The organism is Cellulomonas persica, assembly GCF_007989825.1.
GTDB classification, from domain to species: Bacteria; Actinomycetota; Actinomycetes; order Actinomycetales; family Cellulomonadaceae; genus Cellulomonas; species Cellulomonas persica.
This window is the reverse complement of sequence record NZ_BJUA01000012.1, coordinates 41,261-64,393: the sequence shown is the minus strand read 5'-3', so window position 1 is coordinate 64,393 and position 23,133 is coordinate 41,261. Positions and strand designations below refer to the sequence as shown.

Annotated in this window: 20 protein-coding genes; 8 read left to right on the top strand and 12 right to left on the bottom strand. The window is 73.8% G+C overall.

Annotation, left to right across the window (positions count from 1 at the left end; translation table 11 throughout):
* Window positions 1–125 precede the first annotated feature (125 nt).
* Window positions 126–611, top strand: coding sequence for an aminoacyl-tRNA deacylase (locus CPE01_RS12510; RefSeq protein WP_146807149.1), 486 nt, complete (start codon window positions 126–128; stop codon window positions 609–611).
* A gap of 115 nt (window positions 612–726) precedes the next feature.
* Here CPE01_RS12510 and CPE01_RS12505 read toward each other — a convergent pair whose 3' ends face one another.
* Window positions 727–2,547, bottom strand: a complete 1,821-nt coding sequence (locus CPE01_RS12505) for an alpha/beta hydrolase (protein ID WP_146807148.1) — start codon at window positions 2,545–2,547, stop codon at window positions 727–729.
* Between the two features lie 210 nt (window positions 2,548–2,757).
* Between CPE01_RS12505 and CPE01_RS12500 the strand changes: the two genes are divergently transcribed.
* On the top strand, window positions 2,758–3,927 hold the full coding sequence (locus CPE01_RS12500) for an exonuclease SbcCD subunit D (RefSeq protein ID WP_146807147.1): 1,170 nt from the start codon (window positions 2,758–2,760) through the stop codon (window positions 3,925–3,927).
* Window positions 3,927–7,046 (top strand): AAA family ATPase, encoded by a 3,120-nt coding sequence (locus tag CPE01_RS12495; protein ID WP_146807146.1) that lies wholly within the window; start codon window positions 3,927–3,929, stop codon window positions 7,044–7,046. Before CPE01_RS12500 ends, CPE01_RS12495 begins: the two co-directional genes overlap by 1 nt.
* Window positions 7,047–7,136: 90 nt before the next feature.
* Here CPE01_RS12495 and CPE01_RS12490 read toward each other — a convergent pair whose 3' ends face one another.
* Window positions 7,137–7,556: a hypothetical protein gene (locus tag CPE01_RS12490; protein WP_146807145.1), complete on the bottom strand. Its 420-nt coding sequence runs from the start codon at window positions 7,554–7,556 to the stop codon at window positions 7,137–7,139.
* Between the two features lie 231 nt (window positions 7,557–7,787).
* Here CPE01_RS12490 and CPE01_RS12485 point away from each other — a divergent pair, with 231 nt between their 5' ends.
* The gene (locus tag CPE01_RS12485) at window positions 7,788–8,501 is read left to right on the top strand and encodes an LmeA family phospholipid-binding protein (RefSeq protein ID WP_246783918.1); all 714 of its coding nucleotides are present in this window, start codon (window positions 7,788–7,790) and stop codon (window positions 8,499–8,501) included.
* A 14-nt stretch (window positions 8,502–8,515) separates the two neighbouring features.
* On the opposite strand, the gene CPE01_RS12480 is transcribed toward CPE01_RS12485, so the two are convergent.
* The gene (locus tag CPE01_RS12480; RefSeq protein WP_246783917.1) at window positions 8,516–9,175 is read right to left on the bottom strand and encodes an HNH endonuclease family protein; all 660 of its coding nucleotides are present in this window, start codon (window positions 9,173–9,175) and stop codon (window positions 8,516–8,518) included.
* Window positions 9,176–9,512: 337 nt separating this feature from the next.
* Between CPE01_RS12480 and CPE01_RS12475 the strand changes: the two genes are divergently transcribed.
* Window positions 9,513–10,250: an MIP/aquaporin family protein gene (locus CPE01_RS12475; protein WP_146807143.1), complete on the top strand. Its 738-nt coding sequence runs from the start codon at window positions 9,513–9,515 to the stop codon at window positions 10,248–10,250.
* Between the two features lie 31 nt (window positions 10,251–10,281).
* Here CPE01_RS12475 and CPE01_RS12470 read toward each other — a convergent pair whose 3' ends face one another.
* Complete coding sequence (locus CPE01_RS12470; protein WP_146807142.1) at window positions 10,282–10,719, bottom strand: nitroreductase family deazaflavin-dependent oxidoreductase; 438 nt, start codon at window positions 10,717–10,719, stop codon at window positions 10,282–10,284.
* A gap of 723 nt (window positions 10,720–11,442) precedes the next feature.
* Between CPE01_RS12470 and CPE01_RS12465 the strand changes: the two genes are divergently transcribed.
* Window positions 11,443–11,949, top strand: a complete 507-nt coding sequence (locus tag CPE01_RS12465) for an FBP domain-containing protein (protein WP_146807141.1) — start codon at window positions 11,443–11,445, stop codon at window positions 11,947–11,949.
* 98 nt (window positions 11,950–12,047) lie between these two features.
* Here the strand turns inward: CPE01_RS12465 and CPE01_RS12460 are convergent, their stop codons facing one another.
* The 3 genes from CPE01_RS12460 to CPE01_RS12450 form a co-directional block, all read right to left on the bottom strand.
* Window positions 12,048–12,536 (bottom strand): glyoxalase, encoded by a 489-nt coding sequence (locus CPE01_RS12460; protein ID WP_222592921.1) that lies wholly within the window; start codon window positions 12,534–12,536, stop codon window positions 12,048–12,050.
* A 93-nt stretch (window positions 12,537–12,629) separates the two neighbouring features.
* Complete coding sequence (locus tag CPE01_RS12455) at window positions 12,630–13,382, bottom strand: uracil-DNA glycosylase (protein WP_246783916.1); 753 nt, start codon at window positions 13,380–13,382, stop codon at window positions 12,630–12,632.
* Window positions 13,379–13,999, bottom strand: a complete 621-nt coding sequence (locus tag CPE01_RS12450; protein WP_146807140.1) for an L-threonylcarbamoyladenylate synthase — start codon at window positions 13,997–13,999, stop codon at window positions 13,379–13,381. Before CPE01_RS12450 ends, CPE01_RS12455 begins: the two co-directional genes overlap by 4 nt.
* 186 nt (window positions 14,000–14,185) lie before the next feature.
* Between CPE01_RS12450 and CPE01_RS12445 the strand changes: the two genes are divergently transcribed.
* Together CPE01_RS12445 and CPE01_RS12440 are read left to right on the top strand one after the other, a co-directional pair.
* Window positions 14,186–15,055, top strand: a complete 870-nt coding sequence (locus tag CPE01_RS12445) for an ABC transporter ATP-binding protein (RefSeq protein WP_246783915.1) — start codon at window positions 14,186–14,188, stop codon at window positions 15,053–15,055.
* Complete coding sequence (locus CPE01_RS12440) at window positions 15,055–17,625, top strand: ABC transporter permease (protein WP_146807139.1); 2,571 nt, start codon at window positions 15,055–15,057, stop codon at window positions 17,623–17,625. Before CPE01_RS12445 ends, CPE01_RS12440 begins: the two co-directional genes overlap by 1 nt.
* Window positions 17,626–17,694: 69 nt before the next feature.
* Here CPE01_RS12440 and CPE01_RS12435 read toward each other — a convergent pair whose 3' ends face one another.
* From CPE01_RS12435 to CPE01_RS12415, 5 genes are all read right to left on the bottom strand, one after another.
* Window positions 17,695–19,752, bottom strand: coding sequence for an elongation factor G (locus CPE01_RS12435; protein ID WP_146807138.1), 2,058 nt, complete (start codon window positions 19,750–19,752; stop codon window positions 17,695–17,697).
* 158 nt (window positions 19,753–19,910) lie between these two features.
* Entirely contained in the window at window positions 19,911–20,894 is a 984-nt protein-coding gene (locus CPE01_RS12430; protein ID WP_246783914.1) for an FKBP-type peptidyl-prolyl cis-trans isomerase, read from the bottom strand.
* 113 nt (window positions 20,895–21,007) lie between these two features.
* Window positions 21,008–21,637, bottom strand: a complete 630-nt coding sequence (locus CPE01_RS12425; protein ID WP_146807137.1) for a Pr6Pr family membrane protein — start codon at window positions 21,635–21,637, stop codon at window positions 21,008–21,010.
* A gap of 88 nt (window positions 21,638–21,725) precedes the next feature.
* Window positions 21,726–22,370, bottom strand: a complete 645-nt coding sequence (locus tag CPE01_RS12420; RefSeq protein WP_146807136.1) for a hypothetical protein — start codon at window positions 22,368–22,370, stop codon at window positions 21,726–21,728.
* Window positions 22,367–23,008: a hypothetical protein gene (locus tag CPE01_RS12415; RefSeq protein ID WP_146807135.1), complete on the bottom strand. Its 642-nt coding sequence runs from the start codon at window positions 23,006–23,008 to the stop codon at window positions 22,367–22,369. Before CPE01_RS12415 ends, CPE01_RS12420 begins: the two co-directional genes overlap by 4 nt.
* Between the last annotated feature and the right edge of the window lie 125 nt (window positions 23,009–23,133).

Below are 23,133 nucleotides of genomic sequence, written 5' to 3'. Positions count from 1 at the left end.
CCCATCCTCCCAGGTCTGTCGCCACGAGCGCCCGCGCATTCTCGTCGGCCCGGCTCGACGGGCCCGTGGCGGGCCGCTGCTCGCCGGCCGTCGCGTGGGCCCGGACCGTGTGGTGAGGTGGGGTCATGGGTGGGCTGGACGGAGAGCGCCGGGCGCTCGAGGCGCTCGAGGCGTCGGGGATCGAGTTCGAGATCACGAAGCACGGGCCGGTGCGCTCGCTCGAGGAGGCCGCGCAGGTGCGCGGGGTCACGCCGGGGGACATCGTGAAGTCCCTCGTCGTGCGGCGCGGCGACGACGACTACCTGTTCGTGCTGGTCACCGGCGACCGCGCGATCTCGTGGCCCAAGCTGCGCGCGCTGCTGGGCGTGTCCCGGCTGTCGCTGCCGGACGCGGCGACCGCGCTCGACGTCACCGGGTACGAGCGCGGGACGATCACGCCGTTCGGCTCGATCACGGCGTGGCCCGTGCTGGCCGACGAGCGCGTGCGGGGTCGGCGGGTCTCGATCGGTGCGGGTGCGCACGGGGTGGCCGCGACCGTGGACGGCGACGAGCTGGCGCGCGCCCTGGGGGCGACCGTCGCCGACGTCACGCAGGACGCCGCGACGGACTGAACCACGACGCGCGTCGTGCCCGTCCCGGACGCAGACGCACGACGGGGGCCGCGACGCGGACGTCGCGACCCCCGTCGGGATCCGTCAGGCCCTCATGAGGCCCTGATCAGGTGCCTCACAGGTGCGGGAGGCTGCCCGGGACCGGCGGCGTGATCGGCGCGCGGCCCTTGACGTGACCGAGCCTCACCGACTCCGACTCACCCGAGTCGATCTTCCAGGCGAACGGCTGCGCACCCTTGCAGGTCTTCGTCGTGAACGAGGCCTTGCCGCTGATGATGTAGTTCGTCACGGCGGTGTCGACGCAGGTCGAGGAGCCGTACGCGGTGTGGCCCCAGCTGTCGCTCGAGATGAACGCCGAGTTCTTCAGGAGCTTGGCGGCCTTGTACGCGCCGCGGTAGTTGGTCGCCGGGTCCCACTTGTTGCCGATGACCAGGACCGGGGCGGACGTGGCGGCCGAGAAGCCGCCGCGGTAGGAGTCCTCGTCCTTGGCGGTCCACGTCTTCGACGCGCACGGCGACGAGGCCCACGTCCACAGCTGGCCGAAGCCGCCACCGGTCGTCTCCGCGTTCCGGCCCGCCTGGACCCAGGCGGACGCGTCGGCGGGGTTCAGGCCGTCGGTGCACAGGACCGACTGGAACGCCTCGGGGCTGTTGTCGTACGGGTAGGAGAACCCGGGCGCCTTCGCGAGCTGGGCGAGCTTGCGCTCGTCGGCCGACTTCAGGTCCTCGAAGTCCTTGAAGCGCTTCGTGAGGTGCTTCTTCGCGGCGTTCCACGCCTTGCGCTCGGCGCTCGTCACCGGGTTCCTCTGCAGCTCGATCAGGGCGTCGATGTCCATGTCGACCCAGACCCACGCGTCGCTGCTGTAGAGGTCGCTGAGCAGCAGCGACATCACCGTCGGGTAGTCGAGCACCCAGCCGTCGCCCAGGTCGATGGGCGTGGCCTTGAGCTTCTTGGAGAACCTGTCGAACAGCGCCTTCGGGTCGGAGCTGCGCTGTGCGAGGTGGCAGTACTTCGGGCCCTTCTTCCCGCAGCGCGTGAGGATCTCACGCAGGGCCTTCCAGGCGCCGTCACCCGAGGCGATGCGCTGCGTCTGCGGGATGTTCGCGGTCGCGGAGCGGCCCTGCCAGCCGGCCGGGTCCACCACGCCGTCGATCACGATCGCGCGCACGCGGTCCGGGTAGAGGTTCGCGTACACGTTGCCGAGGTACGTGCCGTAGGAGAAGCCCAGGTAGGTGAGCTTCGAGTCGCCGAGCGTGCGGCGCACGACGTCCATGTCACGCGCGACGTTCGCGGTGGACATGGAGGCCGACAGCGGCTGGCCCGTGGTCGAGCAGGCCTGGCCGAACGCCTTCGAGGCGTTGATGAAGTCGGTGCGCTCGGCGACGGACACCGGGTAGGCGTGCTCGTTGAGCGGCAGCAGGGCGTTCGTCTGTTCGCCGAGGTTGCGCCAGCAGGCGACGTTGTCGCTGAAGTTCGTGCCGCGCGGGTCGATGCCGACCACGTCGAAGCGCTTGATGATGTCCGGCGGCAGGAAGTACTCGGCGCTCGCGGCCATCGAGACCGCCGAGCCGCCCGGGCCACCGGGGTTCACGAACAGCGTGCCGAGCTTCTTGGTGGGCTGCGTCGCGCGCGAGCGTAGCAGCGCGACGGACGTCGTCGGGCCCGTCGGGTCGTCGTAGTCCAGCGGCAGGTCGACGGTCCCGCAGTCCACGCCGGGTCCGACGACGTTGGTGCAGTCGAACCAGTCGATGTCGGCCGTGACGGAGTCGACGCGAGCAGCCTCCTTGGCGCTCGTCTTGTCGGCCTTCACGGCCGTGGGTGCGGCCGCGGGCGCGGAGCCCGGTCCGGCCGCGTTGGCGGCGGTCATCGTGGAGCCCGTCAGGGCCACCGCGACGACGAGCGCCGCGAAGGCGGACGTGCGCGTTCGAGTGCTCATGGAGAGATACCCCCCTGTCATCAGGTGCGACGCCCCGCCGGGTCGGCCGGGTCTCCCGTCGCACTGGGAGCAACCCTGGCGTCTGCGCAGGTCGCGTGGGGTCCCCCTGGGGGATGAGAAATCGTGAAGACTTGGTGCAGGCGCACGGGCGTCCCGCCCGCCGCCTGTCGGTTCCCGGTCGTGTCGGACGCGGCGGATACCGTCCACCGCATGCGGATGCTGCACACCTCCGACTGGCACCTGGGCCGGACGCTGCACGGGGTCGACCTGCTCGACCACCAGGCGGCGTACCTGGACCACCTGGTCGACGTGGTGCGCTCCGAGCAGGTCGACGCGGTCGTCGTCGCGGGGGACGTGTACGACCGCGCGATCCCACCCGTCGAGGCGGTCACGCTCCTGTCCGACACGCTCGCGCGGCTCGCGGAGCTCACGACGGTCGTGCTCACGTCCGGCAACCACGACTCCGCGACGCGGCTCGGGTTCGGCGCGGCGCTCATGCGCGAGCGGGTGGCGCTGCGGACACGCGTCGCGGGGCTCGACCGGCCGGTCGAGGTCACGGACGCCGAGGGCCGCGAGCTTCTCGTGTACGGCCTGCCGTACCTCGACCCGGACACGGTCCGCACGCAGCTCGTCGAGCCGGGCGCGCCCGCGCTCGCCCGCTCGCACGAGGCCGTGACCGCCGCGGCGATGGCCCGGGTGCGCGCCGACCTCACCGAGCGCTCGAGCGCCCGGCGGGTGCGGTCGGTGGTCGCGGCGCACGCGTTCGTGATCGGGGGAGTGGCGAGCGAGTCCGAGCGGGACATCCGGGTCGGCGGGGTCGACCACGTGCCGTCGGACGTGCTGGGCGGTGTGGACTACGTCGCGCTCGGCCACCTGCACGGTCCGCAGGTCGTCACCGGCCCGGCCGGCACGACGATGCGGTACAGCGGCTCGCCCCTGGCGTACTCGTTCTCCGAGCAGCGGCACGCGAAGTCGTCGGTGCTCGTCGACCTGTCGGGCGACGACGTGCGGACCGAGCTCGTGCCCGCGCCCGTGCCGCGACGGCTCGCGGACGTCACCGGCACGCTCGAGGAGGTCCTCGGCGCGGCAGGTGAGGCGCACGTCGACGACTGGGTGCGGGTCGTCGTGACCGACGAGCGTCGGCCGCAGGACCTGTACGCGCGCGTGCGCGCCCGGCTGCCGCACGCGCTCGTCGTGCAGCACCGCCCGCCCGAGACGGCGACCGGGCCGACGCTGCGCGCCGTCACGTCCGCTGCCGACCCCGTCGAGGTCGCGTGCGACTTCGTGGCGCACGTCGCGGGATCGCCCCCGGACGACGACGAGCTCGCGGTGCTGCGCGCCGCGTACGAGCACGCCGCGGCAGCGGAGCGGAGCGCCTGATGCAGCTCGTCTCCCTCACGCTCCAGGCGATCGGCCCGTTCGCGGGCCGTCACACGATCGACTTCGCCGAGCTCGGCGCGTCCGGGCTGTTCCTGCTGGAGGGCCCCACGGGCGCGGGCAAGTCGACCGTGATCGACGCCGTGGTGTTCGCGCTGTACGGCAAGGTCGCCTCGGCCGAGTCCAGCGGCGACCGGGTGCGCTCGGCGTACGCCGACGACGAGACGGAGTCGTTCGTCGACCTGACGTTCGAGGTCGGGGCCGGGCGGTTCCGCGTGCGCCGCACGCCCGCGTTCGACCGCGCCAAGAAGCGCGGCACGGGCACGGTCCGGCAGCAGGCGTCCGTGCGGCTGTGGCGGCTGGCCGCCGACGGTGGCGTGGGGCCCGACGACGAGCCGGCGGGCGAGATGATCTCTCCGCGTCTCGACGAGGCAGGTGCGGAGATCCAGCGCATCGTGGGCCTGGACCGTGAGCAGTTCGTCCAGACCATCGTGCTGCCGCAGGGCGAGTTCGCGCGCTTCCTGCGTGCGGACCCCGAGAAGGAGCGGCCCGCACTGCTCCAGAAGATCTTCGGCACGGAGGTCTACCAGCGCATGCAGGCGCGGCTCGTCGAGATGCGCCGCGAGGCGGACCGCGCGACCGAGGCGACGCGGCGGACCGTCGAGGAGCGCGTGGCGCACCTGGCGGGCGCCGCCGGGCTCGACGAGACCGCGCTCGCACCCGTGCACGAGGCCGTCGGCGCGGCGCTCGTCGGGCGCGGTGCCGCCCCCGACGTCGAGGCCGCGCTCGCCGGACCGCTCGGTGCGCTCGCCGAGGACGCGCGGCTGGCGCGCGCTCACGCCGATGCGGCCGCCGCCACGCACGCCGCAGCGAGCTCGGCCGCCGAGGTCGCGCAGCGCACGGCGCGCCTGCTCGCGACGCGCGACCGGCTGCGCGGCGAGCTCACCACGCTCGAGGACGCGGCGCAGGCGCACGCGGACCGGCAGGTCCGGCTGCTGCGTGCGCGCGCCGCTCGTGCCGTGCGCCCGCAGCTGCGCGCGGTCGAGGACGCCACGGTCGCGCTGGACGCGGCGGCCAAGGGGCTCGCAGCCGCGCGGGACGTCGCCCCTACGGATCTCGCGGAGCTGGTCGCGCTGCCGGACCCCGCCGACGGGCCCGACGCGTGGGTCGGGCTCGGCGAGGCGGCACGTGCCGAGCTCGTCGGCGCGCACGACGACGCCCTGCGTGCCGCCGCGGCCCTCGAGCACGCGGTGCGGGTCGAGGCGTCGCTGCAGAGCTTGCGACTCGAGCTGACCCGGGCGCGCGGTGCGGTCGAGAACCACGAGACCGAGCTCGCCGCGCACGACGCGTGGCTCGACTCGCGACCCGGCGAGGCCGCGGCGCTCACGTCGGCGCTCGAGGCCGCGCGTGCCGTGGCCGCGGACGAGGCCGAGCTCGCGGTCGCGCTGCGCGCCGCGAAGCAGTGCGTCGAGGCCCATGTGCAGCTCGGGGCGCTGCTGGAGCGGCGGGACCACGCCGCGGCGGACGTCGAGCAGGCGGCGCAGGTTGCCCTCCTCGCGGTCGAGCGTGAGGCGGCGGCGCGCGCCGCGCGGATCGCCGGGCTCGCCGGAGAGCTCGCGGCCGGACTGGTTCCCGGCGAGGGCTGTCCCGTGTGCGGGAGCGTCGAGCACCCGGCACCGGCCGCGCTCGACGCCGACCACGTCACGGCGGACGAGGTCGCGCTCGCCGAGCAGACACGGCAGCGTGCCGAGGCGGCGCTGACCCGGGCGCGTGAGGTGCTCGCGGGCCTGGAGTCCGAGGTCGGGGTCGCGCGCGACGCGACCGGCGGGGTCACGGCAGCCGACGCGGGGCACGAGCTCGTCGAGGCGGAGCGTCGGCTCACGGCGGCGCGCGCGGCGGGTGCCGACGTGACGCGGCTGCGCGCGCAGATCGACGCGCACGCGGCCGCGACCGAGCAGCGCCGTCGGGAGCGCGCGGTCGCGCACACCGCGCGTGAGAAGGCCGCGATGCTGGTCGACGCGCGGGCAGACGCGCTCAACGAGGCGGAGGCCGAGGTCGCGCGCGCCTGCGGCGACCACCCGACCGTCGCCGCCCGGCACGCCGAGCTCGTCGAGCGGGCCACCGTCGCCGCGGACCTGCGCAGCGCCGTCGACGACGCGGTCGCCGCGGGGCTGGACCTGCAGCGACGCGCGTCGGAGCTCGACGAGGCCCTCACCGAGCACGGTTTCCTCGACGCGGCGGCCGCACGCGTGGCGGACCTGCCCGACGCCGACGCGCTCGCGCTCGAGCGCGCGGCACGCGAGCACGACACCGCACTCGACCGGACGCGTACCGGGCTGCGCGAGCTCGACGGCGAGCCGCTGCTGGCGACGCTCGAGGTCGTCGACGGCGAGGCGGTCGCCCCGGACGTGGCCGCCGCCGTCGCGGCCGAGCGCGACGCCGCCGACCAGTCGCGCACCGCGGCGGGCCGCGCGGGCGTGGCCGTCTCGCGCGCCGGGGCTGCGCAGGAGGCGGCCCGGTCGGTGGTCGAGTCGGTCGAGGAGCACGCGCGTCGGCTCGGCGACGCCGCCCCGGTGCTGCGGATCGCCGGGCTCGCGAGCGGGACGGGGACCGACAACGGCCACGGGCTCTCGCTGTCGACGTACGTGCTGGTCCGCCGCTTCGAGGACGTCGTCGCCGCGGCCAACGCGCGGCTCGTCGGGATGTCCGACGGTCGCTACGAGCTCACGCGCAGCGACCGCAAGGAGGACGTCAGCTCGCGGCGCACCGGCCTGGCCATGCGCGTGCTCGACCACCACACCGAGCAGGCGCGCGACCCGCGCACGCTGTCGGGCGGCGAGACGTTCTACGTGTCGCTGTGCCTCGCGCTCGGGCTCGCGGACGTCGTGACGGCCGAGGCCGGCGGCATCGACCTGGGCACGCTGTTCGTCGACGAGGGGTTCGGCACGCTCGACGCGCACACGCTGGACCAGGTGCTCGGCGAGCTCGACCGCCTGCGTGCCGGCGGCCGTGTCGTCGGGGTCGTCTCGCACGTCGACGCGCTCAAGCAGACCATCGCCGACCGCATCGAGGTCCGTCGGACGCCCGCCGGTCCGAGCACGCTGACCGTGCGCGCGGGCTGAGGCTCACGCGGCCCGCGCGCGACGGCCACGCGGTGCCGGTGCGGTGTACCACCGTCGCGCGGCTCGGTCTAGCCGGTCACGTGGTGGTCGTCACCAGGACCAGCCGCGCTCGGCGAGCTCGACCTCCTCGCGGAACCGCTCCGCGGGGTCGCCCAGCGGGCTCGGCACCACCTGGACGCCCGCGAGGTTGCACGCCTTGGCGAGCAGCTGGTCGTAGGCGAGCTGCGAGGCGATGATCCGCTCGGCGCGGGCGTAGCCGCGGGTGTCGCCCTCCAGCCGACGCACGTGGTCGGCGACCTTGGTCAGCCGGTCCTGCACCCAGAGGGCGTCGAACGGGTCGGTCGTCACGGGCGGTTCACGCCGCACCGCCTGCGCCCAGCGTTCGAGACGCCGTGCGAGCGCAGCGCGCCATCGCGGCGTCTCCTCCTCACCGGGGAAGAGCGCGAGCACCATCCCGAAGAGAAGCGCCGGCAGCACGGCGCTGACCACCAGCATCAGAACCCACGTCATCGGGCGTCCCTCGTCCAGAACTCACCACCAGGCTAGGCGCGGGACGTGACGCTCGCCACACATTTCGGTCACGGTGCAGTCACGCCTGAGTGGTCGGCGATGCGTGCCGTGGCGAGCGGCGTGACCTGGGCGAACACGGCCGCCGCCGTCCGTTGCGCGGTGCGGCGCCGGGCTGGGCTCGGACCGGCCTGCGCGGGCGCGCATGCGGCGCCTCACCTAGCGTGTCTGCGCATGGCGACGCATCGACGACGGACCGGCCTGGTGGTCGGCTTCACCCTGCTGGTCGTCGTGCTGATCGGGCTGGTCGTCGCAGACGTGGTCGCGGCCGAGCGGACGCGGCAGACGGTGTCCGACGCGATCGTCGAGAACGTCGACGACGTCGTCGGCACCCCCGTGGTGGACGTCGGGGGGTTCCCGTTCCTCCCGCAGCTCGCGACCGGTGAGCTCGACCGGCTCGACGCGACCGTCGACGGCGCGACGCTCGGCGGGATCGCGATGACCGACCTGGCGATCACCGCGCGCGGGATCTCGACGAGCACGCCGTACCGGGCCGACGAGGTCGTGGTGCACGCGACGATCCCGACGGCATCGCTGCAGGAGGCCGTCGTCGAGCGCTCCTCGCTCGAGCTCGCGGTCGAGGTCGCCGACGACGCGCTGCGGCTGAGCGGGCAGGTGCTCGGGCTCGACCTCGCCGGTGAGCTCACGCCGCGCGTCGAGGAGGGACACCTGTTCGTCGACGTGCAGAGCGTGAGCGTCGGGGGCGTCCGGGTCGACGTGGACGCGCTGCCGGGCGACGCCGCGTCGCGCCTGCAGGACCTCGAGGTGCCGATCGAGGACCTGCCCGAGGGTCTGGTGCTCACCGACGCGGTCGTGCAGAGCGACGGCGTGCGCGTCACGGCCTCGGGCACCGACGTCCCGGTCCCGGCGGCGACCGCGACCCCCTGAGCGCACCGGGACGCTCAGGTCGTGGCGCACGTGCCGAGCGCCGAGTCGAGGGCCGCGCGCTCGTCGGCCGTGACCGTGAGCGCGTAGGCGGCCTTCACGCGGACCTGTCGCAAGGCGTACACGCACGCGAAGCCCGGGTCGGGCGGGAGCCAGTCGGAGGCGGCCGACGCGCCCTTGTCCTGGTTGGCCTGCCCGTCGACCGCGAGCAGGTTCGCAGGGTCGTTCGCGAACTGCTCGCGCTCACGCAGGTCCCAGCCCGCGGCGCCGCGGGCCCACGCGTCGGCGAGGGCCACCACGTGATCGATCTGCACGAGCGCCGAGTCCTCGCCACGGGCGAACGCGATGCGCTCGCCCGTGTACGGGTCGGCGAGCACGCCGGTGAGCACCGTGCAGCCGTCGACGTCGAGCGTCGCCGGGGCCAGGTCGCGGCGCAGCACGTCGTTGCGCGTGTCGCACCCGTTGCGGTCGACATCCGCCCACGCCGCCCCGAACTGCTCGCGCTCGTACGTCGCCGACGCGCTCGGTTCGACGACGACGAGCGCAGCGAGCGCCGCCCGGCCCGCCGCCAGGTCTCCCGCGGTGACCGGGTATCGCGCGCTCGCCCGCTCACGCAGCAGCACCGGACCGCCCAGCCCCGCGACGAGCCCGACGACGAGCACCACCGCCCACGCCACCCACCAGGCCCACCCCTCACGCCCCCGCCGCCGCACCCCGACCTCTCGCCCCCGACCTCTCGCCCCGCCCCCTCACACGCTCCGGCCCACGTCCGCTCCGCTTCTGCCCGTCCCTTTCCGTCCCGGACCGCGACCCGGACCGCGACCCGGACCGCGACCCAGCGTCGTCGTCGGGGGACGGTCGGGGGTGGTCCGCCGACCACGCTGGGGAAGGCGCCGGGGAGGGCGGGGCTGGGGTCGGGTCGCGGCTCGGCGGCCGACGCGCGTCGGGACGTGAGCCTGCCCATGGGCGTGGCGTGCACGGGTCGGGCGAGCGGTGGCTGCCACAGTGGGCGGCATGGACCCGTCCTTCGACCTCCCGACGCGGCTGGCCTGCGAGTTCATCGGCACCGCGATCCTGATCATCCTCGGCAACGGCACCGTCGCGAACGTCCACCTCAAGGGGTCGAAGGGATACCGCGGCGGGTGGTCCCTCATCGCCATGGGGTACGGGTTCGGTGTGATGATCCCCGCGCTCATGTTCGGCGGGATCAGTGGGAACCACATCAACCCCGCGTTCACGATCGGGCTCGCGACGTGGGGTCTGTTCCCGTGGTCGCAGGTCGCGCCGTACGTCGTCGCCCAGCTGCTCGGCGCGATGGCCGGCCAGGTCGCGATCGTCGCGACCCACAAGCCGTACTACGACCTCACCGAGGACCCCGACGACATCCTGGCGACCTTCTCGACAGTGAACGCGGCACGGTCGCGACTCAACGGGTTCTCGAACGAGCTGCTCGGCTCGGTCGTGCTGTTCTCGTGCGCGCTGGCGATCACGCACTCACCGCTCACGACGAACGAGCCCGGCCTCGCGCACCTCGCGCTCGGGTTCCTGGTCTGGGGCCTGGTCGCGGGCCTGGGCGGCCCGACGGGCCCGGCCCTCAACCCCGCTCGTGACCTCGGACCGCGCATCGTCCACGCGCTGCTCCCGCTCAAGCACAAGGGCAGCTCGGACTGGCACTACGGCTGGGTCCCCGTCGCCGCGCCGATCCTGGCCGGCGTCATCGGCGTCGGCGGCTGGCACCTCCTCCTGGGCTGACAGCGGCCGGCACCTGGGGCGTCCGGTGGGGTCAGTCGGTGGGGGTGAGGACGAAGAGCGGGATCTGGCGCGTGGTGCGCTTCGTGTACTCGTCGTAGTCCGGCCAGGTCTCGACCGCGCGGGCCCACCACTCGTCTCGCTCGGCGCCGGTCGCCTCGTGGGCCACGTAGCTGCGCTTCGTCGCACCGTCCTGCAGGTCGACGAGCGGGTGCGCGACGACGTTGTGGTACCAGGACGGGTGCTGCGGTGCGCCGCCCAGCGACGCGACGATCGCGTACTCGCCCTCGTGCTCGACGCGCATCAGCGCGGCCTTGCGCAGCTTGCCCGACGACGCACCCACGGTCGTCAGGATCACGACGGGGCGGCCGCGCATCGTCGTGCCCTTCGTGCCCCCGCTGGACTCGTAGAGCTCGACCTGGTCGCGGGTCTGGGCCGAGGTGCTGGGGACGTACTCGCCAGTCAACGTCATGCCAGGCCCAACGGGACGACCGCCGACACGATTCCCGCGACCGCCCCACGTGCTCGCTCCGTGCTGACGCCCGCCCCCTCCGCACCGACCCTGACGATCGAGTCGCGCTGCTCCTGGCCGGCCGGCCGGATAAGAGGGTGCGCGGGTGGGGCAGAATGGACGCTGGCTGCTCAGGGCAGCCGGGCGCCCGAGGGGCGTCGGTCGGGCACGGGGTGTGGTCGGCTGCGGACCGACGAGGAGAGCGCGGATGCACGGCGTCGCAGGTTGTGGGGTGGCCGCTGCGGCCTGCTCAGGCCTCGCGTCTCCCCGCGTCTGACCTCCACCGAGCCTCATCTCACCGAGCCCGTCTCACCCGAGTCGAGGGCGACCGCCCCTGATCTCCACGGGGTCTCATCGCCCGCCCGACCGGGCTGGTCTGGGTGGGTCTGATCTCTCGTCCGAGCGTGGTCTCGAGCGAGAGCCTTCGCGGTACCGGTCCTCGTCGGCGTCGCGCCACAGGCGCGGCTCAGCCGAGCACGGGATCGACGAGGCACAGGCGTCCTGTGTGACGGCCGCTCGCGGTCGACGACGGACGCACGCTCAGTGGTCCGACGACGCAGGTCCAGCACTCGACCCGACCACCGCAGCCCGACCCGGCGGCCGACGCCGCCGACGCGTCGTGCGCAGGCACGACCGAGATCGGCGTGCGGTGGCACCTCGAACACACCCCGGAGACCCTGACCCATGGAACCCCTGACCGAGAAGCAGATCCGCAGCTCGTTCGTGAACGCCAGCCGCCGCGAGGCCACGCAGGCCGTGCTCCCCGCGCTCGACACCCTCGACTGGGACCGCCTCGACTACCTCGGCTGGCGCGACCGCAAGGCGCCGCTCGTGGCGTACGCGGTCGTCCCCGTCGACGGCACGCCCACGGGCGTGCTGCTGCGCTCGACCGACGCCAAGGAGCGCATCCGCCGCAATGCGGTGTGCGCGTGGTGCGAGGACGTCGTCGTGACGGACGACGTGAGCCTGTACGTGGCACGACGAGCAGGCGCGTCCGGCCGTCGCGGCAACACCGTCGGCACGCTGATCTGCACGCACTTCCTGTGCTCGCGCAACGTGCGGCGTCCGCTGACGCGCACGGAGGCGGGCGACGACGCCGAGGGGCGTCGCGAGCAGATCCTCGCCGCACGCGTCGCGGGGCTGCGCGAGCGGTCCGCGCGGTTCGTCGCGGAGGTCCTGCGCGACGCGTGAGCGTGCCTGCCGGGCACCGCTCCTGTCGGGCACCGCTCCTGCCGGGCCGAGAGCGGTGCCCGGCCGGTGGCTGTGCCGGCCTGGTCGGGCGGTCGTCGTCAGCTGGTCTGGCCGGGGGAGAGGGCGGCCTCGGCGGAGTCGTCGCCGGTCTCGTCGTCTGCGTCGTCGGCGGAAGCCTTGTGCATCCAGGGCGTGTGCGAGATCCCGACGAGCAGGCCCTCCGGGCTCTGCAGCCGCGCGGTGGTCTGCCCCCACGGCTCGAGGTGCGCCTCGCGGAGCAGCTCGTGACCCAGCCCGACGAGCTCGGCCGCGGCCTCGGCGACCGCCTCGTGCGACGCGACGTCGAACTCGACCCACGCCTGCGGCACGGGGCGGGAGTCGGGCCACTGCGACGTGCCGAAGGTCGACTCGGCGGCCTGGTCGAGCGGCCACAGCGCGAAGGCCTTGACGCCGTCGAGCGAGTCGTTGGTGAGGTACCCGGGTGCGGGTTCGTCGAGGGGGATGCCCAGCCCGCCCGCCGACCAGAAGGCGCGCGCGCCGGCGTCACGCGTGATGGGGCCGAAGCCTGCGACGAACGAGATCTCCATGGCGCCCAGCGTGCACCGCAGCACCGACACGCGCACCACCGACGCCCACCACCGGCGCCGCACCACGCAGCCCGCGGGACGAGTGCGGTGGGCTCAAGAGCGCGCGAGGACCTGGGCGCGGCGCAGCACGTCGTCGAGCATCTGGGGGGTCAGGCGTCCGGTGAAGGTGTTCTGCTGGCTGACGTGGAAGCACCCGAGCAGGGTCAGGGTGCGTCCGCCGCGGTGCACGACGGTCTCGGCACCGTGCCCGAACCGCGGCGCGGGCCGCGGGACGTCCCACCCCAGGTCGCGCAGGGTGTCGAGCAGCGCGGCCCAGCCGAAGGCACCGAGCACCACCGCGACGCGCGGGTCGACGATCTCGATCTCGCGTGCGAGGAACGGGGCGCACGCGCGGCGCTCGTCGGGCGTGGGCTTGTTGGCGGGCGGGGCGCAGCGCACCGGGGCGGTCGCGCGGATGCCGGTGAGGCGCAGCCCGTCGTCGGCGTGGGTGGACGTCGGCTGGTTCGCGAGGCCCACGCGGTGCATCGCGGCGAACAGGAAGTCGCCCGAGCGGTCGCCGGTGAACATGCGCCCGGTGCGGTTGGCGCCGTGCGCGGCGGGGGCGAGGCCGACGACGAGGATGCGCGCCTCGGCGTCGCCGAAGCCGGGGACGGGCCGCGCCCAGTACGTCTCGTCGCGGAACGCGGCGCGGCGCTCGCGGCCCACCTGCTCGCGCCAGGCGACGAGCCGCGGGCAGCGCCGGCAGACGACGACGTCCGCGTCGAGCGAGGCGAGCGCGGGGGAGCGCGCGGCGTCCGGGTCGCCGGGCGGGATCGTCGTCCCGGGCAGGGGCGGGGGCGCGCTCACCGGAACCTGTCGGGGTCTCCCGCACCCTCACGGACGACCTCGGGTGCGCCGGACGTCCAGTCGACGACGGTCGTCGGGGTGGTGCCGCAGTCGCCCGCGTCGACGACCGCGTCGAGCTCGTGGTCGAGCTCCTCACGGATCTGCCAGCCCTCGGTCATGGGCCAGTCGTGACCGGGCATGAGCAGCGACGACGACAGGATCGGCTCGCCGAGCTCCCGCACGATCGCGGCGGTGACGGGGTGGTCCGGGATGCGCACGCCGACGGAGCGCTTCTTGGCGTGCGCGAGCCGCCGCGGCACCTCGGGCGTCGCCTGCAGGATGAACGTGTACGGGCCGGGGGTCGCGGCCTTGATCGCGCGGAACGCGGCGTTGTCGAGGTGCACGAGCTGGCCGAGCTGCGCGAAGTCCGCGCACACGAGCGTGAAGTGGTGCTTGTCGTCGAGGTGCCGCAGGTGGCGGATGCGGTCGGCGCCGTCGTGCGAGCCCATCGTCGTGCCCAAGGCGTAGCAGGAGTCCGTGGGGTAGGCGATGACGCCGCCCTCACGCAGCACCGCCACGGCCTGCGCGACGAGCCGCGGCTGCGGGTCGTGCGGATGCACCTCGAGGTACCGGGCCATGCCGCCACCGTAGTGCGGCCCGCCCACCCCTGCCGGGGTCGGCCCGGGTCAGATCATTGTTTCGCCCCCTGACCAGGACGTTCGTCCACCAGGGGGCACCCTGAGGAGAACCCCACCATCTTCAGGGTCAGATCCGGGGGGAAACCCGATCGCGCTGCGGGGGTCCCGAGGGCAAAGATCAAGGACGTGAACACGCCGACCTCTACCCCGGACCCTGCCGCCGTCATCGCCTCGGCGCGCGGCCTCGTCAAGACCTACGGCCGCGGCGACACCGCGGTGCACGCGCTCGCGGGCATCGACGTCGACTTCGAGCGCGGCCAGCTGACCGCGACCATGGGCCCGTCGGGCTCGGGCAAGTCGACCCTCATGCACTGCATGGCCGGCCTCGACCGCCCGACCGCCGGGACCGTCATGGTCGACGGCGAGACCGTCTCCTCGATGTCCGAGCGCGCCCTGACGAAGCTGCGTCGCGACCGCCTCGGCTTCGTCTTCCAGGCCTTCAACCTCGTCCCGACGCTCACCGCGCTCGAGAACATCCTGCTGCCGCTCGACATCGCGCGGCGCTCGGTCGACAAGGACCACCTCGACGCGGTGGTGCGTGCGGTCGGTCTGCAGGACCGCCTGTCGCACAAGCCCGCCGAGCTCTCCGGCGGCCAGCAGCAGCGTGTGGCGTGCGCCCGCGCGCTCGTGACCCGTCCCGCGGTGGTCTTCGCCGACGAGCCGACGGGTAACCTGGACTCCACGTCCGCGCGTGACGTGCTGGGCTTCCTGCGCCGCAGCGTCGACGAGCTCGGCCAGTCGGTCGTCATGGTCACGCACGACCCGACCGCGGCCTCGTACGCGGACCGTGTGCTGTTCCTCGCCGACGGCCGGATCGTCGACGAGCTGCGCGCACCCACGCCCGAGACGGTGCTGGAGCGCCTCGGCGCCCTGACGCGTCGGGTCGAGGCCGACGCCGACGAGACCCGCGCTGACGAGACCCGTGCTGACGAGACCCGCGCTGACGAGACCGGCGCCGACGTGGCCGGTGCCGCCGCCTCTGTGCAGGTGCGGTGATGCTGCGCGTCACGCTCCGCGGGGTCCGCGCGCACGCCGTGCGCTTCCTGCTCTCGATCCTCGCGGTGGCCCTCGGGGTCGCGTTCGTCGCGGGCACGTTCAGCCTGCGCACCATGATGTCGAGCACCTTCAACGGGATCGTCGAGGCGTCGGCACCGGCTGACGCGTACGTGCGCGGCGCGACCGAGGTCGCCGGTGGTGACGGCGGCTTCGGCGTCGGCGAGGCCCGCAACCCCGTGCCGGTCGAGCTGGCCGACGAGGTCGCCGGCGTGGACGGCGTGAGCCTCGCACTGCCGGACGTGTCCGGCACGGTCGTCCTGGTCGGTGCCGACGGCACCGCCGTGCAGTCCACGCAGGCGCCGTCGTTCGGTCTCGCGTTCTACGAGGACGACCCGAGCCTCTCGCTCGTGTCGGGTGAGATGCCGTCGGGTCCCGACGAGGTCGCGCTCGAGACGGCGACGCTCGAGTCCTCCGGTCTCGCGCTGGGCGACGCGACGAACCTGGTGATCGGCGGCGAGGTCCGCCAGGTCACGGTCGTCGGCTCGGTCGACGCGGGCGGCCCGATGGCCGGCGCGACGATCGTCATGCTCGACCCGGCCGTCGCGCAGGCGGCGTTCGCGCCCCAGGGCACGGTCTCGACGATCTCCGTCTACGCCGACCAGGGCGTGTCCGAGCAGGCGCTCGTCGATGCGATCACCGCGGCGCTGCCGCAGCTCGACAACGGCGCGGAGGCGTCGGCCGTCTCGGGCACCGACCTGCGTGAGGCGGTGCAGTCCGACATCGCCGAGATGCTCGGGTTCATCACGACGTTCCTGCTGATCTTCGCGGTGATCGCGCTGTTCGTCGGCGCGTTCATCATCGCCAACACGTTCGCGATGTCGGTGCGGCAGCGCGTGCGGGAGTTCGCGCTGTTGCGCGCCGTGGGCGCCTCGCCCGCGCAGGTCTTCACGGTGGTCGTCGGGCAGGCGGCCCTCGTCGGGCTCGTCGGCTCGGGCCTGGGCGTGCTCGGCGGGCTCGGCCTCGTGGAGCTGCTGCGGGTCGTGCTCTCGGGCATGGGCATGGACCTCGCCTCGGACATCCCGCTCAGCACGACGACGGTCGTCGGCTGCCTCGTGCTCGGGACCATCGTCTCGGCGGTGGCGGCGGCGTTCCCGGCGCGCACGGCTGCGCTGGTCGCGCCCGTCGAGGCGATGCGCGGCGACATCACCGTGCACGAGCGTTCGCTGCGGATGCGCGGCGTGCTCGGCACCGCGGTGCTCGTCGCGGGTGCCGCGAGCGTCGTGGCCGCCGCGCTCAAGCACGAGTCGGCTACGGCCGACGCGCTGCTCGGGGTGGGTGCCACGCTCGTGCTCGTCGGGGTGCTCGTCGCCTCGCCGACGCTCGCCCGGACCGCGATGCGCTTCCTGGCCGCGCCGTTCGTCGCGCTGCTCAAGCCCATCGGCCGGCTCGCGCGCGGCAACGTGATCCGCAACCCGCGCCGCACCGCGAACACCGCGGGTGCGCTGACGATCGGCATGGCGCTCGTCGGTGCCGTGTCCGTGATCGCGGCGTCCGCGTCGGCGTCGGTCGCGAGCGTCGTGGAGAGCTCGACGAACGCGGACCTGATCCTGCGCTCGGCGACGTTCGTCATCCCGAAGGGCGCCGTCGAGGACGTGCGCGAGCTGCCCGAGGTGGGCAAGGTCGTCGAGATCGCGTTCACGTCCGCGGGCGTCTCGCCCTCGTCGGGCGTCGCGCCGACCCCGCAGGACGCGGGGGGCGTCATCTCTCTTGAGCAGGGCGTGCTGGGCTCGACGCTGCTCGTCGACGTGAGTGCGGGCTCGACCGACGACCTCGCCGACGACACCGCGCTGCTCAACACCGACTTCGCCGGTGAGGACTGGGCGGTGGGCGACACGATGATCGTCACGACGGCCGTCGGGACGCGCGAGCTGCGTGTCGCGGGGTTGTTCGAGAGCCAGGTGCTCGGGTCCGCCGTGGTCGTGACGCCGTCGGTGCTCGACGCGCTCGCCCCCGGCGAGGCGCAGATGATCGACACGGTCGCGCTCGACGCCGCCCCCGGCGTCTCGCAGACGGACCTGCGTGCCGCGGTCACCGCGGCGGTCGCGCCCTACGTGGTCGTGTCCGTGCAGGACCGTGACGAGTTCGTCGACCAGATGGCCGACCAGGTGGACCAGCTCCTGGTGATCCTGTACGCGCTGCTCGGGCTGTCGCTGATCATCGCGGTGCTGGGCATCGTCAACACGCTCGCGCTGTCGGTGATCGAGCGGACCCGGGAGATCGGGCTGCTGCGGGCCGTCGGCCTCGGTCGGATGCAGCTCGCCGGGACGGTGACCGTCGAGTCGGTGCTGACGGCGCTGTTCGGGACGGTGGTGGGGCTCGTCGTCGGCGTGGGGCTCGCCTCCGTGCTGCCGACCGTGTACTCCGACGAGGGTCTCGACCAGCTCGTCGTGCCGTGGGGCGGGCTCGGGACGATGGTCGTGCTGGCCGTCGTCGTGGGGATCGTCGCGGCGCTGTGGCCCGCGATCAGGGCGGCGCGGATGCGCGCGCTCGACGCGATCGCGAGCGAGTGAGACGTCGGGCCGGGCGTGCTGGTCGGAGGGGACCGCACGCCCGGCCCGCGGGTCGTGGGGCGGGTCCCGTCAGCTCGGGACCAGGTGGTCGGGGCAGATCTCGTACGTGCCCGGGGACACCTCGAGCTCGGCCCGGCCGCCGGTGAGCGAGCGCAGGTCCAGCACGTAGCGCGTGAGCTCGGACTGCGGGACGTCCGCCTCGATCACCACGGTCCCGTCGTCGAGAGACGTGGTCGCCGTGATGCGGCCGCGCCGGCCGGACAGGTCACCCATGACGTCGCCCTGCGCGGAGGCGGGCACGGTCACGCGCACGTGGTCGATCGGTTCGAGCACGACCGTGCCGGCGGCCGCCAGCGCCTCGCGCACCCCGTTGGCCGCGGCGGTGCGGAACGCCATGTCGGAGGAGTCCACCGAGTGCGCCTTGCCGTCGTACACCTCGACGCGCAGGTCGACCACGGGGTGCCCGTGCGGCCCGCCGTGCGCCATCGCCTCGACGACGCCCTTCTCGACCGCGGACAGGTAGTTGCGCGGGATCGCGCCACCGACCACCGAGTCCACGAACTCGAGCCCTGCGCCGTGCGGTGCGGGCCCGACCCGCAGCTGCGCGACCGCGAACTGCCCGTGCCCGCCGGACTGCTTCTTGATCTTGCCCTCGGCCTCGACCTTGCGCCGGATGGTCTCCCGGTACGCCACGGGCACGGGCGAGGTGCTGACGTTGACGCCGAACACGCGTGACAGCCGTTCGAGCGCCACAGCCAGGTGCGTGTCACCCAGGCCGCGCAGCACGGTCCGGTCCGACGAACGGTCGACGACGAGCGTCGGGTCCTCGGCGACCAGGCGCGTGAGCGCCGCGGACAGCCGGTCGTCGTCGGACTGCGTCACGGGCGACAGGACGAGCCCGTACACGGGCGGCCGCGGACGCAGCGCGGGCGCCGACATCGCGGCGCCCGGTCCGGACCTCTCCGCCAGCAGCGAGCCGCTGGGCGTGGCCGTCAGCTTCGCGACGGCCACCACCTGGCCCGCGGGCGCCGCGTCGAGCGGCAGGTGCTCCTTGCCGCGCAGGCGGAACAGACCGGGGATGCGCTCCTCGGTGCGGGTCGTCGTGTTGAGCAGGCGGTCGCCGGGGCGCAGCGTCCCGGACAGCACGCGCAGGAGCGTGACCTGCCCGACGAACGGGTCGGCGACGGTCCGGAACGCGTGCACGAGCGTCGGGCCGGCGGGGTCGACGGACACCTCGACCGACGTCTCACCGGCGCGCACGCGCGCGGGCCGGTCGGACGGGTCGGGACCGAGCTCGCAGATGAGGTCGGCCAGGCGGTCGACGCCGACGCCCGTGGCACCGGACGCGACCAGCACGGGGAACGCCTCGAGGTCGCGCACCTCGTGCGCGAGCGACCGCTCGAGCTCGGCCGCGCTGGGCTCGTCGCCGCCCAGGTACCGCTCGAGCGCGTCGTCGTCGTGCGACACGATCTCCTCGGTGACCTCGTCGTGCAGCCGGTGCTCCTCGTCGGCCACGTCGTCGGGCAGCGCGGTGGTGTGGTGCTTGCCGTCGGGTTCGTACTCGAGCCCCTCCTGCGACAGCAGGTCCGCGACCCCGTGGAACGCGTGCTCCTCGCCGAGCGGCAGCTCGAGCGGCACGAACCCGTCCCCGAGCTGCGCGCGCAGGTCCTCGAGCACGTGGTGGAAGTCCGCGCGCGCCTTGTCCTCCTTGGTCACGACGACGAGCCGCGGCACCCCGGCCTCGGCCGCGAGCCGCCACGCGACGTGCGTGCCGGCCTGCACGCCGTCGACCGCGCTGACCACGACGACCGCGAGGTCCGCGACGGCCAGCGCCGCGTCCACGGCGCCCGCGAAGTCCGCGGACCCGGGGGTGTCGAGCACGGTGACGTCGTAGGCCAGCCCGTCCGGGGCCTTCCACGAGAACGGTGCCGACGAAAGTGTCAGCGAGATCCCGCGCGCGATCTCCTCGGGTTCGTGGTCGCTCACGGTGGAGCCGTCCTCGACCTTGCCCGGCCGGGCGATCACGCCGGCGCGGTGCAGGAGGGCTTCGGTGAGCGTCGTCTTGCCCGCACCGGCTGCGCCCACCAGGGCCACGGTGCGGATCCTGGGCGTCGTTGCCTGGTCCATGCTCGTCTCCCCGGCCGCCGGGCGGGTGCGAGGGTGGTTCCCACGATGATCGTCGGCGACCTGCGGCCCACCCTAACGACGCACCCCCGGTCCCGTCAGGACGAGAGTCCTGGGGACCGAGGGTGCGGTCGGGTGGAGCGTGGGCCGTGCGTCTGGGGTCAGGAGGCCCAGAGGATGTCGACGACGAACACCAGCGTCGAGTTGGCGGGGATGGAGCCGCTCTCCTGGTCGCCGTAGCCCTTGTCCGGCGGGACGACGAGCAGCACCTGGCTGCCGACCTTCTGGCCGACGAGGCCCTCGTTCCAGCCGTCGATGACCTGCGCCTGACCGATCGAGCTGACCGTGAACGGCTCGCTGCGCTCCCAGCTCGAGTCGAACGGGGTGCCGTCCCACAGGACGCCCGAGTACTGCACGAGGACGTTGTCGCCGGCCTCGACGGTCTTGCCGGTGCCCTCGATGAGCGGCTGCACGGTCAGCTCCGTCGGGGCGTCGCCCGTGGCGGCGGTGACCGTCGGGGTGCCGTCGTCCGCGAGCGTGACGGTGGGCAGGCCCTCCACGGGAGCGACCGCGGTGCCCGCGGCACGCGTGTCGATCTTCCCGATGGGCTCGAGGACGTAGACCTGCGTGACGTCGTCGGACGTCAGGGCGAACACGACCTGCGCGCCGAGGTGGGAGGTGAGCAGCACGTCGTCGAGCGCGGGGATGCCGCTGCCGTCGTCCTTGATCGTCCACGTGCCGGTCGCCTCGTCGGCGTAGGTGCTGCCGAGCGCCTTGCCGTCCTCGCCGTTCACGGCGGTCAGCTGGATCTCGACGATGTCGCCCGCGGCGAGCGCGTCGCCGTCGCCGTCGGTCGCGACGCGCGCGACGGCCGCCGAGACCGAGAACGGCGTGCTCGGCAGCGTGATCGTCGGCTCGGTGCCCGGCTCGCCCTCGACCTTGACCTTCTCGAGAGCGGCGACGTCCTCGGCGCTCGCCGTGGCCGCCGCGGTCGGGTCGGCCTCAGCGGTCGAGGTGGCGGTCGCGGTGGGGCTCGCGCCGCCGTCCGAGTCGTCGCCGCACGCGGTGAGCGTGAGGGCGAGCGACGCCGCGAGGGCGATGGCGGCGAGGCGGCGGGTGGTCGTGCGGCGCACGATCGACTGCACGGTGGACTCCGGGGGTCGGGGAGAGAGCCGCAGAGGCGGCGCCCCCGGCACGGTACGCGACGAACCTGGGAGCCGCCTGGGCATCTCGCGCCCTGACCCGGCGCCGAAGCGGTTCAGGACGACCCGGCGACCGGCGTGCCGAACCGGGCGCGCTTCGGCATCCGCTTGTCGATGAGGACGATCAGCAGGCCCAGCAGGTAGAAGCCGGTGCCGTAGATGACGACGTTGAGCAGCAGCCCGCCCCAGCCGTGGGCGTCGAGGTCGATGAACCCGTACGGGTAGTCGAGGTCCCAGACCGTGCCGCGGATCGTCGTGAACGTGACGTACGCGAGCAGGTACGTCAGCCACCACCACGCGTACCGCCAGCGCGTGCGACGGTGCGGGTCGAGCAGCAGGAAGTCGAGGAACGCGAGCACCGGGTTGAGCTGGTGCTCGATCTGCCCGGACGTGAGCCCGATCGTCAGGTCGGGCGTGCCCGCCGCCTCGGGGTCGAGGACGAAGTACGCGACGAGCCCGGTGATCGCGAGGAACAGCGTCACGCCGCCCTTGAACCACGCGGGCGGCTGCGTCCTGCGCAGCAGCGACGCGATGCCCGCCCACGCCATCACGACCGCGAGCAGGATCCCCGACTGGTTGGTGAAGTAGAGCAGGTCCTCGACCTGTCCGTCCCGCCAGATCTCCCGCGTGCCCATGAGCGCCAGGTAGACCACGAAGAACCGGAACAGCGCGACGACGACGTTCACCAGGACCTCCTCGTCGGGTGACCGGACCGACCCGAGCACGCTGCCACGCCGCACTCCGAGGCGCCAGGATGCGCGCGGTGAGTCCTGATCAGGAGCCGTCGCACTCGGCGGACGGGTGATGCGACTTCTCGGTCATGATGGCGACCGAGGTGCCACCCGGGACGTCGACCGTGCGGGTGAGGCCGAGCGTGGTCACGTCGAGGCGCAACGAGTCGATCCCCGTGCCGCTGCCTCCCGCGAACTCGGCGCACCCGAACCCGAGCGCGAACTGCACGCCGAACGACTCGCCGGGACCGACCGTCAGGACGTCGGCCGCGCGGGCGATGACCTCGTCGGTCACGCTGCCGTCGTCTGGCAGGCTGAACAGGTGCGCGCGCCACTCGTACGTGCTCGGCTCGAAGGTAGCGAGCCGCACGTCGACCGGCACGCGTCCGTCGTTGCGGAAGCTCCACATGCCGTCATAGGTGCCGTCGGGCGGGTCGACGACCGTCGACTCGTCGGGGCCGAACAGAGCGAACCCGAAGGGCTCCTCGAGCGCGTCGGGATCTGCGGCCCCGGTGTAGCTCGACGACAGCGACGGGTTCAGCCCGACGACGAGCCAGGCGCCGACGACGAGCGCGACGACACCACCGGCGGTCCACCACGGCCACCGCCGCCCCGGGGTGCGCGGCTCCTGACCTGTCGCTGGCTCGTCCTGCGGCGCGAGGGAGCCGGTCACGCTCGGCGTGGTCATGGCGTCCCCCTGCAGTCCGGCCCGGCGACGTACCCGTCCTCGGTCATCGCGAGGACCTTGAAGTCGCCGCCGGCCTCGACGGTGCGCGTCAGGCCCCACGTGGTGACGTCGAGCGCGATCCGATCGAGGCCGAGGGCGGCGTCCGAGTAGTCGGCGCAGCCCATCCCGAACCGGATGCTCACGCCGAACGCGCGACCGGGTTCCACGGTCAGCGAGTCGACGGTCTCCCAGTGCGGCGGGTCGCCGACGCCGGGCGGCGGGAGCGGCACGAGGGCGTAGTCGTGGATCACGGGGCTGGGACCCGACGGATGGACCCGGACGGTGATGGGCACCGGACCCTCGTTGGAGAACGACCAGAGCCCGTCCCAGGTGCCGTCGCTCGGGTCGACGACGTACGACGTCTGGAGCAGGCCCATCGGGTCGATGTCCTCGAGCGCCTCGCGGTCGACGTCCGACGTCGGTCCGGTCGACAGGTGCGGCCGCAAGCCGATGGAGAGCCAGGCGGTCAGGGCGCCGAGCGCGAGGACGACCACGGCCATGACGGCGAGCGCCCGCCCACGTCGGCCCCCGAGCCGGGACGCCTGCGGCGATGCGTCCGCTCTCGTGCCCTCGACGACGATCGTCATGCGTTCGTGCACCCCCTGCACCCCGGACCTGCGACGTGCCCGTCACTGGCGTTCGGGCTCCCCCCGGAACGTAGCGCCTGGGGAGGGGGCCAGGGGGCCGGTCTGTGGACGAAGTGGGGACGCGGTTAGGGTCGGGG